This is a genomic window from Nonomuraea maritima (genome assembly GCF_900100395.1).
GTDB lineage: Bacteria > Actinomycetota > Actinomycetes > Streptosporangiales > Streptosporangiaceae > Nonomuraea > Nonomuraea maritima.
On record NZ_FNFB01000029.1, the window covers coordinates 22408 to 37753 of the forward strand.

The window sequence follows — 15346 nt, forward strand, 5'->3', positions numbered from 1 at the left end:
TCGGCGCGGCCTCGGCCCGGCCGGGGCTCGCCGGGTTCTCGGCCTTGCCCGGGCTCGCCGGGGACTGGCCCGCCGTGGCGGCGACGAAGGCCGGAGGTGCGTCGTTGTCGGCGGCGTCGGCGGGCTCGGGCTCGGCCAGGTCGCGGAGGTGGTCGAGGTCGACGGTACGGCGGTTGCGGTAGAGGGCCAGGATGATGGCCAGGCCCAGGCCCACCTCGGCGGCCGCGATGACGATGACGAACAGCGTCAGCACCTGGCCGCTGTGCAGGCGGTCACCCAGCCATACGTCGAACGCGACCAGGTTGAGGTTGACCGCGTTGAGCATCAGCTCGACCGACATCAGCACCAGGATCGTGTTGCGTCGCGCGAGCACGCCGTAGACGCCGATGGAGAAGAGGAGCGCGGAGACGACGACTGGATAGACGACGTGCATCAGGCACCCCCGGTCTCGTCGGATGTCGCGCCACCTTGCCTGTCGCCGGGCGGCGTCACGGCACCGCCGTGGTCGGAGGTGGCGGTTTCGCTGCTGGTGGGCGGCTCGACGGTGTCGCCGTGGGTGGCTGCGGACGAGGAGGGTTCGGTGGGTGGCCTGGGTGGTGTGGGTGCGGGGCTTTCGGGTTGGGTGGTGCCTCGGATGTCGGTGCGGGACAGGACGATGGCGCCGATCAGGGCTGCCAGGAGCAGGACCGACAGCGCCTCGAACGGGAGCACCCAGGTGGCGAAGACGCTGGCGCCCAGCTCGCTCGCGGCTCCCCCGCCCGGCGTCAAGGGGGTGTAGGCCGTACGGAAGGCGTCGATCACCACGGTGACCAGGACGGCCGCCGTCGCGACCGCGACGAGGGCGGCGACCGGGCGGTTGCGGCTGTCGAGATCGGCCGAGCGGCCGATGGGAGCGCGGGTGAGCATGATGCCGAACAGCAGCAGCACGATCACCGCGCCCACGTAGATGAGCACCTGGACCCAGGCCACGAACTCGGCGGTGAGCACGAGGTAGCCGCCTGCGAGCGCGCCGAAGCAGAGCACCAGCCACAGGGCTGCGTGCACCAGTTGCTTCGTCGTGACGACGAGCAGCGCCGATCCGACCGCTACCGCGCCCAGTAGCAAGAAGACGATCTCTTGCCCGGTGGGTGACAGGTAGGAGGGCACCGCTTCGGTCACGACTCCTCCTCGGACTCCCTTGTCTCATCAGGGTCGAGCCGCCCGGGCGGCCGGATGGAGCGTGGGTCGGCCATCTTGCGCCTGCGCGGGCTCGCGGCAGAAGTCTGGCCTTCTGGCCGGGCGCCCGGCGGCGGCTCACCCGAACCTGTGGACAACTCCTCCGGGGACGGCTGCCCTGTGGATGAACTCCGCTGACGGTCCCCCTGCTCCGACGTTTCGCCCCCCACGCCGCTCTCCGGGGCGTCGTCGGTGCCGCTTCCCGCATCGCGCGCCGCGTCAGGCGACGGGTGCTCGCCGGACGCGACAGGTCCAGGCCCCGCGGACCCGGTGTCAGGGGACGGAGGCTCGGGGGTGGTGCCGGTTCCCGTCGAAGGTTCCGTGGGCTGTGGGAGGGCGCCCGGGGGGCGGATGGCGCGGATGTTCGCCATCGGGCGTCGGGTTCGGGCCCTCGCAGGGGCCTCTTCACCTGCGGGCGGGGTGGATGGTGCGGGCCGGCGGGATTCCGGCGCGGTGCTGTCGGACGGCGCGGCGCCTCGCGACGGCGTGCCATCGGACGGTGCTGCGCCCTCGGGCGGCACAGCGCCCCTTGACGACGCCGCGCCCTCGGACGGGGCAGTGCCCTCGGGACGCGTGGTGCCGCCGGCCTGCGGGGCGCGGGTGCGGCGGTCTGTCCGCGTGCGGTCCGTGGGGCCGGGCGTGCCGTCCGCGGGACCGGGCGCGCGATCCGTGGAGGCCGGAGTGCGGTCGGTCGGGGCAGAGGTGCGGGTGGTGGGGGTTGTCGGGCGGGCGGCGCGGGCCGAGGGTCCTGACGTGGGGCGACGGGCGGCCGTCAGTTCCTTCGGGACGTCGGCGCCGGGGTCGTGGGGCGGGGGTGGGGGGACGGTGGCGGTCCAGCCGGCCAGCCGGTCCTTCTCGTGGAGGAGGTTGCGGATGTCGCCCTCGGCGTACTCGAACTCCGGCGACCAGAAGAGGGCGTCGAACGGGCACACCTCGATGCAGATCCCGCAGTACATGCACAGCGAGAAGTCGATGGCGAACCGGTCGAGGACGTTGCGCTGACGCGGACGCCCACCCTCGGGCGCCGGGATCGTCTCCTTGTGGGAGTCGATGTAGATGCACCAGTCGGGACATTCACGGGCGCACAGCATGCAGGAGGTGCAGTTCTCCTCGACCAGGGCGATGACGCCCCGGCTGCGCGGCGGCAGGTCGGGTTTCACCTCGGGATACTGCTGGGTGACCGACTTGCTCAGCATGTGGCGAAGGGTGATGGACAGCCCTTTTGCGAGTCCGACTCCCGGTATACGCCCCATGGTCATCATCATGACGCACTATGCGTCGGAGGTGAATGCACGAGTATGTTGTCCACAGCTTTTCCCCAGTCATCCACAGACTATCCAGAGGTTATCCACAACCCCTGTGTACGCCCAATCAGACGAGGACCTTGACGACGCCCGTGAGGGCCAGCTGGAACAGGGCCAACGGCACGAGGACGGCCCAGGCCAGCTTCTGCAGCTGGTCCTCACGCAGCCGCGGGTACGTCACGCGCAACCAGATGACGACGAACGCCAGCGCGAACACCTTGACGAGTGTCCACAGCCACCCGGGCAGGAACGGCCCGTGCCATCCGCCCAGGAACAACACGGTGGTGAGGAACGACAGCACCACGATCCCGGCGTACTCGGCCAGCATGAACAGCGCGAAGCGCATGCCCGTGTACTCGGTCATCGGGCCCATGATGATCTCGGACTCGGCGATCGGCATGTCGAACGGCGGGCGGCGCAGTTCGGCCAGCCCGGCCACGAAGAACACGACCCCGCCGACGGCCTGCCACGGCAGCCACCACCACTGCCACGCCTCGACGATCCCGGGCAGCGACAGCGTGCCCGCCGCCATGGCCACCGACGCGGCCGCGAGCACGAGCGGCAGCTCGTACGACATGAGCTGGGCGGCCGAACGCATGCCGCCGAGCACCGAGTACTTGTTGGCCGACGCCCACCCGGCCATGATCGAGCCGAGCACGCCGACACCCATGACGGCGAGGACGAAGAACAGACCAAGACTGAGGTCGACCGCCACGAAGTCGCGGTCGAACGGGATCGCGATCAGCACGACCAGGTACGGCACCAGCGCCACACCTGGCGCGATCATGAAGACGCGGCGGTCGGCCGCGGCCGGGATGACGTCCTCCTTCTGGGCGAACTTCACCCCGTCGGCGATGAGCTGCGCCCACCCGTGGAAGCCGCCGGCGTACATGGGGCCGAGCCGCGACTGCATGTGGGCCATGACCTTGTGTTCGGTCTGCCCCACGATCAGGGGCAGCACCAGGAACACGACGAGGATGACGGCGAAGCTCAGCGCCACGTCAAGCATCGGGCGGCCCCCAGTCGGCTGGCACTCCGGGCGGAAGGGTCTTGCGGCGGCTCGGCGCGCCGTGCCCGGACTCGCCGGGCTCCTTGGCGCCGGGCCACGGCTTGGCCACGCGGGCGGCGAGGATGAAGTCCTTACGCAGCGGGTGGCCCTCGAAGCCGTCGGGCAGCAGCAGGGGCACGAGGTTGGGATGCCCGTCGAAGATCACGCCGAACATCTCGTACGTCTCGCGCTCGTGCCAGTCGGCGCCGCGGTAGACGCCGACGGCGGTGGGCAGGTGCGGCGCGTCGCGCGGCACCTCGGTGCGCAGCAGCAGGCGCCGGCCGGCATCCAGGTTGTAGACGTGGGCCACGACGGCGAAGGACCCGGGCGGCTCGTCGACGCCGGTCAGCCAGTCGAAGAAGGCGTACCCGAGGTCGTCGCGGACGTGGGTGAGCAGCTCGATCCAGTCGGCGGGGGCGACGTCGACGGTGGTGTCGCCGTACGACTCGGAGATCCTCACCCGCTCGCCGAAGCGCTCCGCGAGGCCGTTCACGCCTGCTCCGACCGATAGCGGTCGCCCAGGTGCTCGGCCGCGATCTTCTCCTGGAGCTTCGTGATGCCGTACAGCAGGGCCTCGGGGCGGGGCGGGCAGCCGGGCACGTAGACGTCGACGGGGATGATCTGGTCGACGCCGTTGGTGACGCAGTAGGAGTCCCAGTAGGGGCCGCCGGAGTTGGAGCAGGCGCCGAACGAGATCACGTACTTCGGGTCGGGCATCTGCTCGTACAGGCGCTTGACGGCCGGGGCCATCTTGTCGGTGACCGTGCCGGAGACGATCATGAGGTCGGCCTGCCGGGGGCCGTTGGCGAACGGGATCACGCCGAAGCGGATGAAGTCGTGCCGGCTGGCCGAGGCCGCGATGAACTCGATGGCGCAGCAGGCCAGCCCGAAGTTGAACACCCACAGCGAATAGCGCCGCCCCCAGTTGAGCACGAAGCGCATCGGTTTGGGCGCCAGTCTGGAGACCGGGCCGACCGTGGGTGTCGGGAGATCCGTCGCTGCCATATGACCATTCTGACCCGGATCGCAGGTCAGGCAAAGGGATCTTCCGGCTAGGTCCAGCTCAGGACGCGCTTGCGCCAGGCGTACACGATGCCGAGGGCGATGAAGCCGAGGAAGACGAACATCTCGACCAGGGTGGTCAGCCCGTAGCCCGGCGCGTCGAAGACGGTGGCCCAGGGGAAGAGGAAGACGGCGTCGACGGCGAACACGACGTACAGGTACGTGAAGACGTAGTAGCGCACCTGCGACTGGGCCCACCCGTCGCCGACGGGGTCGACGCCGCACTCGTACGTCGTCAGCTTCTCGGCGGTGGGACGGGATGGGCGGAGGAGGCGGTTGGCGAACAGGGCCCCGGCCACGATGGCGACGCCGAGGGCGAGGAGCGCGGCGACGAGCACGTACGACCCGAAGTAGCCGTCCATGGGGCGATCGTAACCCAGGGCACGTTCCCTGGCCCGTCAAAGGAAAGGGAGCAGTACTCCAAAATCGGAGTAAAAGGGAATGTCTACACCATACGCTGACAAACATGCTCAAAGTGCGATTCGCCACGGGAATCGCTCTGCTGGCCATCTCGGCCACCGGTTGCGCTCTGGCCGGCTCCCCGCGCAGGAACGTCGTGGTCCCGGCAGAGCCGACGATGATCGACTATGTCGATCCGGCCACCGTTGCCGGCCTGTCCGTCGGGGCCGTGACCGTGGGTGACTCGCCCAGCGATCTCAAGGTGCACATCAGCTACCCCCTGCTCCCCGCCGCCCCCGCCCTCACCCGCGCCCTGCGCCGGCAGGCCCAGCAGCAGCTGCGCGACTTCCTCCGCCGCACCAAGGGCCCCGCCTCCTACCCCCGGCCCGAGCTGAACGTCGACTGGCAGCTCCCCGCCGCCTCCTCCGAGGTCACCGCGGTACGGCTGCGCACCGGCGAACGCCTCGGCGCCGACTGGGGCAACTCCATGCGCACGCTGTGGTTCGACCCGCGCACCGGCGCGACCGTCGGCTCCACCGCCCTGCTCAAGGGCAAGCCGGAACTCGAACAGCTCACGTCGAAGGTCAAGGAAGGGCTGCGCGACCGCGGGTCGCAGATCAAGCAGGACAGCGTGAAGCCGAACGAGGAACTGCTCGACTCGATGGCCTTCAATCGGTCCGGCGACCTCGTCGTCGAGTTCGACGACTGCCAGATCGGGCCCTGCTCGCTCGGCCGGCTGGCCGTCGCCGTACCGCGGGCCCAGGCCGCTCCCCTGCTCTCTGACCTCGGCCGGCGGGCCCAGACGAGCGTCCTGCGGACGGCCGCCACCCCCACGCCGAACGGACCGCCGGTGATGCCGAGGCGGGCACCCGACCTCGCCACGAGCCAGGGCCGGCGGGTGGACTGCTCGAAGACCAAGTGCGTCGCGCTGACCTTCGACGACGGGCCTGGTCCGTACACCGGCAGGCTGCTCGACGTCCTGCGCGAGCAGGACACGCGGGCCACGTTCTTCGTGGTGGGCGCCAACGCCGCCGCGCAGCCGCAGCTGCTGCGGCGGATGAGCGCGGAGGGCCACCTCGTCGCGAGCCACAGCTGGTCGCACCGCGACCTGTCGATGCAGAGCAGCAGCATGGCCGCGGGCTCGCTGCGCGACACCTCGGCCATCCTGTCGGTGGTCACCGGGCAGAGCCCCCGGCTGGTACGCCCCCCGTACGGGGCCGTCAGCCAACAGCTGATGTCGATCGCGTACCGGATGGGGCTTTCGCTGGTCACGTGGGACGTGAACGCCCGCGACGACAACGGCGGCGACCCGCGCGACATCGCGGGCAGAGTCGTGCGTCAGGCGCATCCAGGTGCGATCATTCTCATGCACGACATCCACCGGCATTCCGTGGACGCGGTACCGGACGTCATCACCAGGTTGCGCGCGAAGGGATACACCTTCGTGACCGTCCCCGAGCTGTACGGCGCCGCAGGGATGCAGGCCGGCCGCCTGTACAGGTCAGGAAGTGGGCTGCCAGGTAAGCGGCCCCTGACGTAAACGAGGTGTGGAGGGGACGTATAGTTGGCGCTCGTGACCCCAACCGTCCTGTTCGCCCGCCTGCATGTCGATCTCTGCAGGCTCGCGTCAGGGCTGTGTCGTCGTTCTCCCACCTCAGCCTGACTGACTCCGACCGCGTTTACCCGCCATTGCGGTACGCAAACGCGTGACCTTCCGAGGATCTAGCATGGAAACAGAGAACGCGCCCAAGGCAACCGCGCAATGGCGCGTCGAGGAGGACTGATCTGTGGCAAAGCAGGTCCAGCAACTCGACCGCGTGATCATCAGGTTCGCCGGTGACTCCGGCGACGGCATGCAGCTCACCGGCGATCGCTTCACGGCCGGCACGGCCGAGTTCGGCAACGACCTCTCGACCCTGCCCAACTTCCCTGCCGAGATCCGCGCACCCGCAGGCACCCTGCCCGGAGTGTCGAGCTTCCAGCTCCACTTCGCCGACCACGACATCCTCACGCCCGGCGACGCGCCGAACGTGCTAGTGGCCATGAACCCCGCGGCGCTGAAGGCCAACCTGCCCGACCTGCCGCGGGGCGCGGACATCATCGCGAACACCGACGAGTTCACCAAGCGCAACCTGCAGAAGGTCGGCTACGCCGCCAACCCGCTGGAGGACGACTCGCTGCGCGAGTGGCGGGTGCACGCGGTGCCGCTGACGTCCCTGACCGTCAAGGCCCTCGAGGACTTCGACCTGTCCAAGAAGGACGCCGAGCGGTCGAAGAACATGTTCGCCCTCGGCCTGCTGTCGTGGCTCTACCACCGGCCCACCGAGCACACGATCTCGTTCCTCGAGCAGAAGTTCGCCAAGAAGCCCGACATCGCCAAGGCCAACATCGCGGCCTTCCAGGCGGGCTGGAACTACGGCGAGACCACCGAGTCCTTCTCGGTCTCGTACGAGGTCAAGCCGGCCCGGCTGGCGCCCGGCGTCTACCGCAACATCTCCGGCAACCAGGCCCTCGCCTACGGCCTGATCGCGGCGAGCGTGCAGGCGAAGCTGCCGCTGTTCCTGGGGTCGTACCCGATCACCCCGGCCAGCGACATCCTGCACGAGCTGTCGCGGCACAAGCAGTTCGGCGTGCGGACCTTCCAGGCCGAGGACGAGATCGCGGGCGTCGGCGCGGCGCTCGGCGCCGCGTTCGGCGGAGCGCTCGGCGTGACCACGACCTCCGGCCCCGGCGTGGCGCTTAAGGCCGAGACGATCGGCCTCGCGGTCACCACCGAGCTGCCGCTGATCGTCGTGGACGTGCAGCGCGCCGGTCCGAGCACCGGCATGCCGACCAAGACCGAGCAGACCGACCTGCTGATGGCCATGTTCGGCCGCAACGGCGAGTCGCCGGTGCCGATCGTGGCGCCGATGTCGCCGAGCGACTGCTTCGACGCGGCCGTCGAGGCGGCCCGGATCGCGGTCAAGTACCGCACGCCGGTCATGCTGCTGTCGGACGGCTACCTGGCCAACGGCTCGGAGCCGTGGCGACTGCCCGACGTGTCGGAACTGCCCGACATCTCGCAGAGTTTCACCACCGAGCCCAACGGCGAGGACGGCGTTTTCCTGCCGTACAAGCGTGACAGCGAGACGCTCGCGCGCCCGTGGGCCATCCCCGGCACGGCCGGGCTCGAGCACCGCATCGGCGGCATCGAGAAGGCCGACGGCACCGGCAACATCTCCTACGACCCCGACAACCACGACCTGATGGTCCGCACGCGCGCCGCCAAGATCGCCGGCATCGACGTGCCCGACCTCGAGGTCGACGACCCCGACGGCGACGCGAACGTGCTCGTCATCGGCTGGGGCTCGACGTACGGGCCGATCGCCGCGGCGGTACGGCGCATCAGGAACGCCGGCGGCAAGGTCGCCCAGGCCCACCTGCGCCACCTCAACCCGCTGCCCGCCAACACCGGCGACGTACTCAAGCGCTACGACAAGGTGCTGCTGCCGGAGATCAACCTCGGCCAGCTCGCCCTGCTGCTGCGGGCGAGGTTCCTCGTCGACGTGATCAGCTACAACCGTGTGCGCGGGCTCCCGTTCAAGGCCGAGGAGCTGGCCGGAGTCATCCAGGACGTGATCGACAGTGACTGAGCTCGTCAACGGGAAGGGCCTCACGCTCGTCCCCAAGACCGACGTGAAGCAGACCCTGAAGGACTTCAAGTCCGACCAGGAAGTGCGCTGGTGCCCGGGATGCGGTGACTACGCGATCCTCGCCGCGGTGCAGAGCTTCCTGCCGGAACTGGGGCTCAGGCGCGAGAACATCGTGTTCGTGTCGGGCATCGGCTGCTCGTCGCGGTTCCCGTACTACCTCAACACGTACGGGTTCCACTCGATCCACGGGCGGGCGCCGGCGATCGCGACCGGCCTCGCGGCCTCGCGGCCCGACCTGAGCGTCTGGGTGATCACCGGTGACGGTGACGCGCTGTCGATCGGCGGCAACCACCTGATCCACGCGCTGCGCCGCAACGTCAACCTGAACATCCTGCTGTTCAACAACAGGATCTACGGCCTGACGAAGGGCCAGTACTCGCCCACGTCCGAAGTCGGCAAGATCACCAAGTCGACGCCGATGGGGTCGCTGGACAAGCCGTTCAACCCGATCTCGCTGGCCATCGGCGCCGAGGCGTCGTTCGTGGCCCGCACCATCGACTCCGACCGCAAGCACCTGCAGTCGGTGCTGCGCGAGGCGACCGCTCACCGCGGCACGTCGCTGGTCGAGATCTACCAGAACTGCAACATCTTCAACGACAACGCCTTCGAGCAGTTGAAGGACCCCGACGTCCGCGACGACATCACGCTGCGGCTCGAGCACGGTCAGCCGATCGCGAGCGCCTCGAAGGCGGTCGTGCGCGGCGCGAACGGCACGCTCGAGGTCGTCCCCCGCGATGGCCTGAGCGACGACCAGATCCTCGTGCACGACGCCCACAACCCCGACCCGTCGGTGGCGTTCGCGCTGAGCAGGCTGGACGAGCCGGCGTTCGAGCACGTCCCGATCGGCATCTTCCGCAGCGTCGACCGTCCGTCCTACGACACGCTCATGGCCCAGCAGCTCGACGACGCCGCCGCCCAGAAGGGCCCCGGCGACCTGAACGAGCTCCTCATGGGCGGCGACACCTGGCGCATCGGCTGACCTCAGGGGGAGCCGCCGCATCCCGGCGGCGGCTCCCCTGTCAGCGCAGCTGACGTGGTTCCGCCGTGCTGCGGAGTGCGGGCGCGACCGGTCGGCCCTTGAGGAAGCCGGTGACGCCGCCCGCGTCGAGCGCCTTGCCGTACACCACCAGAGCCTCGCGTACGGCCTCGACGGTGTGCGCCACGTCGCCTGTCGTGTGCGCCGCCGAGACGACGAACGACTGGCCGAGGACTCCACGCCTGAGCAGTTCCTGGATGAACAGGGTGCGGTAGGCCTGCGACGGCCGGCCCTCGTGGTCGGCCGCGGTGAACACCAGGCACGACGGCCGCCCGACGGCGGCGACGTGATCTCGCACGCCCAGTTCGGCCGCCGCCGCGTTGACCCCCTCGGCGAGCGCGCGGCCCCGCTCCTCCATGACTGCGATGGGGTCCTCCTCCTCGTACGCCCGCACGACCGCGCGGAAGGCCGTGAGGGAGACCCGGTCGGGCCCGTGCGTGGTGGACAGCAGGAAGACACGCGGCCGGTCGGCGCGCAGACCGCCGAGCTCCATGAGTTCCCGCCGGCCGGCGAGGGCGGAGACGGGAAAGCCGTTGCCCATGCCCTTGCCCCAGCACGACAGGTCAGGCGTGACGCCGTAGAGCGTCTGCGCGCCGCCCATGCCCCAGCGGAACCCGGTGATCGTCTCGTCGAACACGAGCACCGTGCCCTGCTCGTCGCAGAGCGCGCGCACGCTCTCCAGGTAGCCGGGCTCCGGCTCGGCGGTCGCGGTCGCCGGCTCCATGACGACGCACGCCACCTGCCGGTCGTGCCGCTCGAAGAGCGCGCGCAGCGAGTCGAGGTCGTTGTAGCGGAAGCGCAGGGTCAGCTCGCGGACGGCCGCGGGCACGCCGGCGTTCATCGCCACCGTGCCGATGAACCAGTCGGCCGTGGAGTAGAAGGGCTGGTCGCCGATGGCCACGAGGTCGCGTCCGGTCGCCGCCCTGGCCAGCCGGACGGCGGCGGAGGTGGCGTCCGAGCTGTTCTTGGCGAACTTCACCATCTCGGCGCCGGGCACGTGGCGCAGGAAGTCCTCGGCCGCCGACACCTCCAGGTCGGTCGGCCTGCTGAAGCTCAGCCCGTCGGCCAGCGCGGCGCGCACGGCCGCCAGCACCGGTTCGTACGCGTGCCCGAGCGTGACCGAGCGCAGGCCCATGCCGTACTCGACGTAGCAGTTCCCGTCCGCGTCCCATACCTTGGCGCCCGCGCCGCGTACGAGCACCGGGGCCATGCCTTCGGGGTACTGGTCGCTGCCCCGGGCGTAGGTGTGCGCCCCTCCGGGGACCAGATCGTGCAGGCGGCTCTGCAGCCGCTCGGACTCGATGAACCCGGCATGCTCTCCTAACGGGACCATTCCCCAACTATAGGGATCAATGGCGACGCGTCATGGTAAAGACACCTAGGCGATCAGCCAGGACAATGGCCTCGTGGTCCTCCACTGGCTGGTCCTGGTGTTACTCGTGCTCGCGGCGCCCGCCGGGCCGACCGCGAGCGCCCTCGCACCTTCGCCCACGCCGGTCGAGCACCTGACCGGCGAGCACCGGCCGGCCGAGGAGAACGGCGACGAGCGACTGTGCGCGCTGTCACGCGGCGCCCGACCCGCCCTCTCGTCCACCGCGCCGGGACGTGGCCCGGCCGCCGTTCACCGGCCGGCCCGTCCCTGCCCGCGCGCGGCACCCCGCCGCCGCGGTCGCAGGCCGCGCCGCCGCCATCGCCGGCAACGACGACCGGCCGGATCCGACCCAGAACGAGATCCGGATCCATCCGGGCCGCACTCCCCCCGCGCGCCGCCAGGAACGCTCTCTCCCCGCGTTCACCCCCTGGTCCGACACTCTGGAGAGAGCATGCAGCGCGTTCTGATCACCGGAGCCTCCGGTTTCATCGGCAACCACATGACCCGCCGCCTGCGCGACTTGCGGATCGAGGTCCACGCCGTCAGCCGGGCGCCGCGGGCTCCCCTGCACGGCGAGATCTGGCACCAGTGCGACCTACGCGACGAAGAGGCGACCTCGTCCCTGATGCGGGCGGTACGCCCCCAGGTCGTCTTCCACCTGGCCGGGGAGGTCACCGGCACGCGCGAGGTCGCGATGGTCCCCGAGACGCTGCGCGGCAACCTGCTGACCGCCGTCAACCTCCTGGTCTCCGCCACTCGCACGCCGGCCAAGCTGGTGTTCGCCGGTTCGGTCGAGGAGCCGCGCACCGGCTCGGCCGCGCCGCATTCCCCCTACTCCGCCGCCAAGCACGCGGCCACCGGCTACGCCATGCTCTTCCACCACCTCTGGAACGTGCCGGTGACGGTCCTGCGCATCGCCATGGTGTACGGCCCCGGCCAGGAGGACCTGAGCAAGCTGGTGCCGTACGTGGCCACCGAGCTGCTGCGGGGCCGGTCGCCGCAGGTGGGCAGCGGCACCCGGCTGGTCGACTGGGTCTTCGTCGACGACGTCGTGGACGCGCTGGTGGCCGCGGCGCTGAGCGACGCCGCCGACGGACGGGCCCTGGACGTCGGCAGCGGCAGCGGGACGTCGATCCGGGCCACCGTGGACCTCCTGCACCGGCTGGCGGGGACCGCCGTGGCGCCGATCTACGGGGCGATCGCCGACCGGGCACGTGACCGCGCCCACATCGCCGACGTGCGGCCGGCGGAGGAGACACTCGGGTGGCGGGCGGCCACGCCGCTGGCGGAGGGGCTGGCCCGGACGTTGCGCTGGTACGCGGACCGGTTAACGCCCCACAACCTCACGCCCGCCGTCTCTGCGTCCGCCGTCCCCGCGTCCACCGTCCCGGCATCCACCGTCCCCGCGTCCACCGTCTGTGGGGCGCAGCCGGCGTTCCATGGGCCGTTCGACGAACCTGAACAGCAGCCACGCTAGGCCGACGCTCACCAGCAACATGCCGGCCGACACCGCGACCACGGCCACCACGTGCAGATCGTCGCCGACGAGCCTGGTGCCCAGCCGGATCACCGGCTGGTGCACCAGGTAGAAGGCGAAGGAGATCTCGCCGAGCCGGACCAGCGCGGGGCGCCGCAGCAGGCCGCGCCCGCGCCGGGCGTCGGCGGCGGCGAGCGCGGCGACCAGCAGGGCCAGCGGGCCGACCATCCAGGCCACCCAGCCCCAGGGCGGAGGCACGTGTCCGGCGGCGAAGTAGGCCACGGCCACGAGACCCGCCGAGACGCCCACCCCGGGCCCACGCCAGTGCCCGTCGCGGACCATCAGCGCGAGGCAGATCCCGAGGGCGAACTCCAGCAGCCGGGTCACCGGGAAGATCGCGACGAACCAGTACGCGCGCGGCTCCGGCATGAGCACGGCCACGGCGGAGACCGCCCACACGCCGCCCACCAGACCCACGACCAGCAGCCACCGCCGCCGCTCGGGAACCCTCCGGACCAGGGCGAGCAGCCACGGGAAGACGGCGTAGAAGAACACCTCACAGGCCAGCGACCAGGCCGGGGTGTTGACGGCGAAGTAGTACGCCTCGTCGGGCACCCACGACTGCAGCAGGACGAGACCGGCCAGCGCGGGCCCGGCCGACAGTTCGTGGCCGACCAGCGCCAGTGACGCCAGCACGCACAACCAGGTCACCACGTGGACGGGCACGACCCGGGCGATCCGCCGGCGCCAGAAGGGCACCGGGCGGTCACCTGGACGGGCCGACCAGGTGAGCACCAGCCCGGACAGGACGAAGAACAGCGACACCCCCGAGGCGCCCCCGCCGAACAACACGTCGAGCGCCTGGACGAAGCCGGGATCGCCGGTCATCGTCTGATTGGTCAGCAGATGGAAGCCAAACACGCCGAAGGCCGCCAGCCAGCGCAGGCCCGTCAGGGACGCCAAGCGTCGCGGGGCAGCTTCCTCCGCGTTCACGACAGCACCAAGCGCCCGCTGCTCCATGCGCCCCCGCCCTCTGCCGGAACCCAAGCTCGTTCACGTTAGACGTGCGCAAAAGCTTGTGCAACAGCTCAGGATGGCCGGAAACGGTCATGACGCGATGTAACGCAGCGACCGTTTTGGAACGATACTGATCGCGACGGCTGCCACTAGAGAGGTCGGGGGACATTGACCCGTTCGGTCCTCAACCTGACAGTCCACGGCATCGGCGAACCACTCCGGGAACTCGACCCCGGAGAGGACGCGACGTGGGTCAGCGTCGAGCAGTTCGAGCAGGTCCTCGACGAGATCAAGGACCGGCCGGAGGTCCGGCTCACCTTCGACGACGGCAACGACTCCGACCTGCGGATCGGGCTGCCCGCGCTGCTGGAGCGGGGACTGCGCGCGGAGTTCTTCGTGCTGGCCGGCAGACTCGGCGAGCCGGCCAGGCTGGACGCCGACGGCGTGCGGGAGCTGGTCCGGCAGGGCATGCGCGTCGGCTCGCACGGCTGGGCCCACCGCGACTGGCGGCGCCTCGCGCCAGGACAGGAGACCGAGGAACTGCGGCTGTCCGCCGAGGTGCTGGGCGAGCTGTCCGGCGAGCCGGTCAGCAGGGTCGCCATCCCGTTCGGCTCGTACGACCGGCGGGTCCTCGCGCGGTTACGGCGGGCGGGGGTCAGCCTCGCCTACACCAGCGACGGCGGCCGGGCCCGCGCGGACTCCTGGCTCCAGCCGCGTACCAGCCTGCACCGCGGCATCGGCCCCGGCTGGGCGACCGAACTGCTGGAGGTCAGCCGTTCCGCGAGGACGCGGACCAGGAAACTGGTCTCCCGGACGATCAAGCGTCTGCGCTGATGACACGGACAGCGGTCGTCATCGTCAGCTACAACAGCGCCGAGGTGCTGAAGGACTGCCTCGGCTCGCTGCCCCGGGACCTCGCCGCGGTGGTGGTCGCCGACAACGCCTCCCGTGACGACTCCGTGGGGGTGGCCGAGGCGGCCGGGTGCCGGGTCGTGCGGATGGGACGCAACGCCGGATACGCGGCGGCGATCAACGCGGCGGTCGCGACGCTCGACCTCGACGCCGTCGACGCGGTGCTGGTGCTCAACCCGGACTGCCGCCTCGCGCCGGGTTCGCTGCCCGTGCTGGCGAGCGCTCTGGACCGTCCCGGGTGCGGGATCGCCGTACCGAAACTCGTCAACCCGGACGGCTCGCTGCAACCGTCGCTGCGCCGGGCGCCCACCGTCACGCGGGCGCTGGCGCAGGCGGTGCTCGGCGGCACGCTGGCCGGGCGGCTGGGCGGGCTGGGCGAGCTGGTCACCGACCCGGCGGCGTACGAACGACCCGGCCCGGCGGCCTGGGCCACCGGCGCCGCCATGCTCGTCGCCACCCCGCTGGTCCGGGCGGCCGGCCCGTGGGAGGAGTCCTTCCTGCTCTACAGCGAGGAGACGGAGTACGCGATGCGCGCCGCCGACCTGGGCTGGAGCCTCTGGTACGAGCCCGAGGCGGTCTTCGAGCACATCGGCGGCGAGTCCGACACCAGCCCGATGCTGGCCGCGCTGATCGCGGTCAACCGGGTCAGGTTGTTCCGCGACAGGACCGGTCCGGTGCGCGGTGCCGCCTACTTCGCCGCCGTGCTCCTGGGCGAGGCGGTCAGGGCGCTGCGCGGGCAGCATACGGCGCGCGCCGCGCTGGTGGCCCTGGTGCGGCCGGCGCGCCGTCTGCGGAAGCTGCCGGGGGGCTGA

Annotated in this window: 15 protein-coding genes and 2 pseudogenes; 8 read left to right on the forward strand and 9 right to left on the reverse strand. The window is 70.7% G+C overall.

What is annotated here, in order from left to right; all coding sequences use genetic code 11:
• Nucleotides 1-151: 151 nt before the first annotated feature.
• From nuoK to BLR04_RS31855, 7 genes and pseudogenes are all read right to left on the reverse strand, one after another.
• A pseudogene (nuoK, locus tag BLR04_RS42630) lies at nucleotides 152-433 on the reverse strand (NADH-quinone oxidoreductase subunit NuoK); the annotation flags it as partial.
• Entirely contained in the window at nucleotides 433-1158 is a 726-nt protein-coding gene (locus tag BLR04_RS31830) for an NADH-quinone oxidoreductase subunit J family protein (RefSeq protein WP_245740754.1), read from the reverse strand. The pseudogene nuoK and the gene BLR04_RS31830, both read right to left, overlap by 1 nt.
• The gene (locus tag BLR04_RS42035; protein ID WP_245740756.1) at nucleotides 1155-2411 is read right to left on the reverse strand and encodes a 4Fe-4S binding protein; all 1257 of its coding nucleotides are present in this window, start codon (nucleotides 2409-2411) and stop codon (nucleotides 1155-1157) included. The genes BLR04_RS31830 and BLR04_RS42035 overlap by 4 nt, the downstream gene beginning before the upstream one ends.
• A gap of 175 nt (nucleotides 2412-2586) precedes the next feature.
• Nucleotides 2587-3528: an NADH-quinone oxidoreductase subunit NuoH gene (gene nuoH / locus BLR04_RS31840; protein WP_090772276.1), complete on the reverse strand. Its 942-nt coding sequence runs from the start codon at nucleotides 3526-3528 to the stop codon at nucleotides 2587-2589.
• A complete protein-coding gene (locus tag BLR04_RS31845; protein WP_090772278.1) occupies nucleotides 3521-4060 on the reverse strand; it encodes an NADH-quinone oxidoreductase subunit C in 540 nt (179 codons plus the stop codon). Before BLR04_RS31845 ends, nuoH begins: the two co-directional genes overlap by 8 nt.
• Complete coding sequence (locus BLR04_RS31850; RefSeq protein WP_090772280.1) at nucleotides 4057-4572, reverse strand: NADH-quinone oxidoreductase subunit B; 516 nt, start codon at nucleotides 4570-4572, stop codon at nucleotides 4057-4059. The genes BLR04_RS31845 and BLR04_RS31850 overlap by 4 nt, the downstream gene beginning before the upstream one ends.
• Before the next feature lie 47 nt (nucleotides 4573-4619).
• On the reverse strand, nucleotides 4620-4991 hold the full coding sequence (locus BLR04_RS31855; protein WP_090772282.1) for an NADH-quinone oxidoreductase subunit A: 372 nt from the start codon (nucleotides 4989-4991) through the stop codon (nucleotides 4620-4622).
• 104 nt (nucleotides 4992-5095) lie between these two features.
• On the opposite strand from BLR04_RS31855, the gene BLR04_RS31860 reads away from it, so the two are divergent.
• The 4 genes from BLR04_RS31860 (at nucleotide 5096) to BLR04_RS31870 (ending at nucleotide 9699) form a co-directional block, all read left to right on the forward strand.
• Entirely contained in the window at nucleotides 5096-6568 is a 1473-nt protein-coding gene (locus BLR04_RS31860) for a polysaccharide deacetylase family protein (RefSeq protein ID WP_090772284.1), read from the forward strand.
• A 33-nt stretch (nucleotides 6569-6601) separates the two neighbouring features.
• Entirely contained in the window at nucleotides 6602-6691 is a 90-nt protein-coding gene (locus BLR04_RS42885) for a putative leader peptide (protein WP_393490805.1), read from the forward strand.
• A 124-nt stretch (nucleotides 6692-6815) separates the two neighbouring features.
• Nucleotides 6816-8660, forward strand: a complete 1845-nt coding sequence (locus BLR04_RS31865; RefSeq protein ID WP_090772286.1) for a 2-oxoacid:acceptor oxidoreductase subunit alpha — start codon at nucleotides 6816-6818, stop codon at nucleotides 8658-8660.
• A complete protein-coding gene (locus BLR04_RS31870) occupies nucleotides 8653-9699 on the forward strand; it encodes a 2-oxoacid:ferredoxin oxidoreductase subunit beta (protein ID WP_090772288.1) in 1047 nt (348 codons plus the stop codon). The genes BLR04_RS31865 and BLR04_RS31870 overlap by 8 nt, the downstream gene beginning before the upstream one ends.
• Nucleotides 9700-9739: 40 nt before the next feature.
• On the opposite strand, the gene BLR04_RS31875 is transcribed toward BLR04_RS31870, so the two are convergent.
• A complete protein-coding gene (locus BLR04_RS31875) occupies nucleotides 9740-11089 on the reverse strand; it encodes a glutamate-1-semialdehyde 2,1-aminomutase (RefSeq protein ID WP_090772290.1) in 1350 nt (449 codons plus the stop codon).
• A gap of 272 nt (nucleotides 11090-11361) precedes the next feature.
• Here BLR04_RS31875 and BLR04_RS31880 point away from each other — a divergent pair, with 272 nt between their 5' ends.
• On the forward strand, nucleotides 11362-11595 hold the full coding sequence (locus BLR04_RS31880) for a hypothetical protein (RefSeq protein WP_090772292.1): 234 nt from the start codon (nucleotides 11362-11364) through the stop codon (nucleotides 11593-11595).
• The gene (locus tag BLR04_RS42040; protein WP_090772294.1) at nucleotides 11580-12605 is read left to right on the forward strand and encodes an NAD-dependent epimerase/dehydratase family protein; all 1026 of its coding nucleotides are present in this window, start codon (nucleotides 11580-11582) and stop codon (nucleotides 12603-12605) included. Before BLR04_RS31880 ends, BLR04_RS42040 begins: the two co-directional genes overlap by 16 nt.
• Before the next feature lie 51 nt (nucleotides 12606-12656).
• Here the strand turns inward: BLR04_RS42040 and BLR04_RS31890 are convergent.
• A pseudogene (locus BLR04_RS31890) lies at nucleotides 12657-13625 on the reverse strand (acyltransferase family protein); the annotation flags it as partial.
• A 165-nt stretch (nucleotides 13626-13790) separates the two neighbouring features.
• Between BLR04_RS31890 and BLR04_RS31895 the strand changes: the two are divergent.
• Nucleotides 13791-14456, forward strand: coding sequence for a polysaccharide deacetylase family protein (locus BLR04_RS31895; RefSeq protein WP_090772298.1), 666 nt, complete (start codon nucleotides 13791-13793; stop codon nucleotides 14454-14456).
• Nucleotides 14456-15346: a glycosyltransferase family 2 protein gene (locus BLR04_RS31900; protein WP_090772300.1), complete on the forward strand. Its 891-nt coding sequence runs from the start codon at nucleotides 14456-14458 to the stop codon at nucleotides 15344-15346. The genes BLR04_RS31895 and BLR04_RS31900 overlap by 1 nt, the downstream gene beginning before the upstream one ends.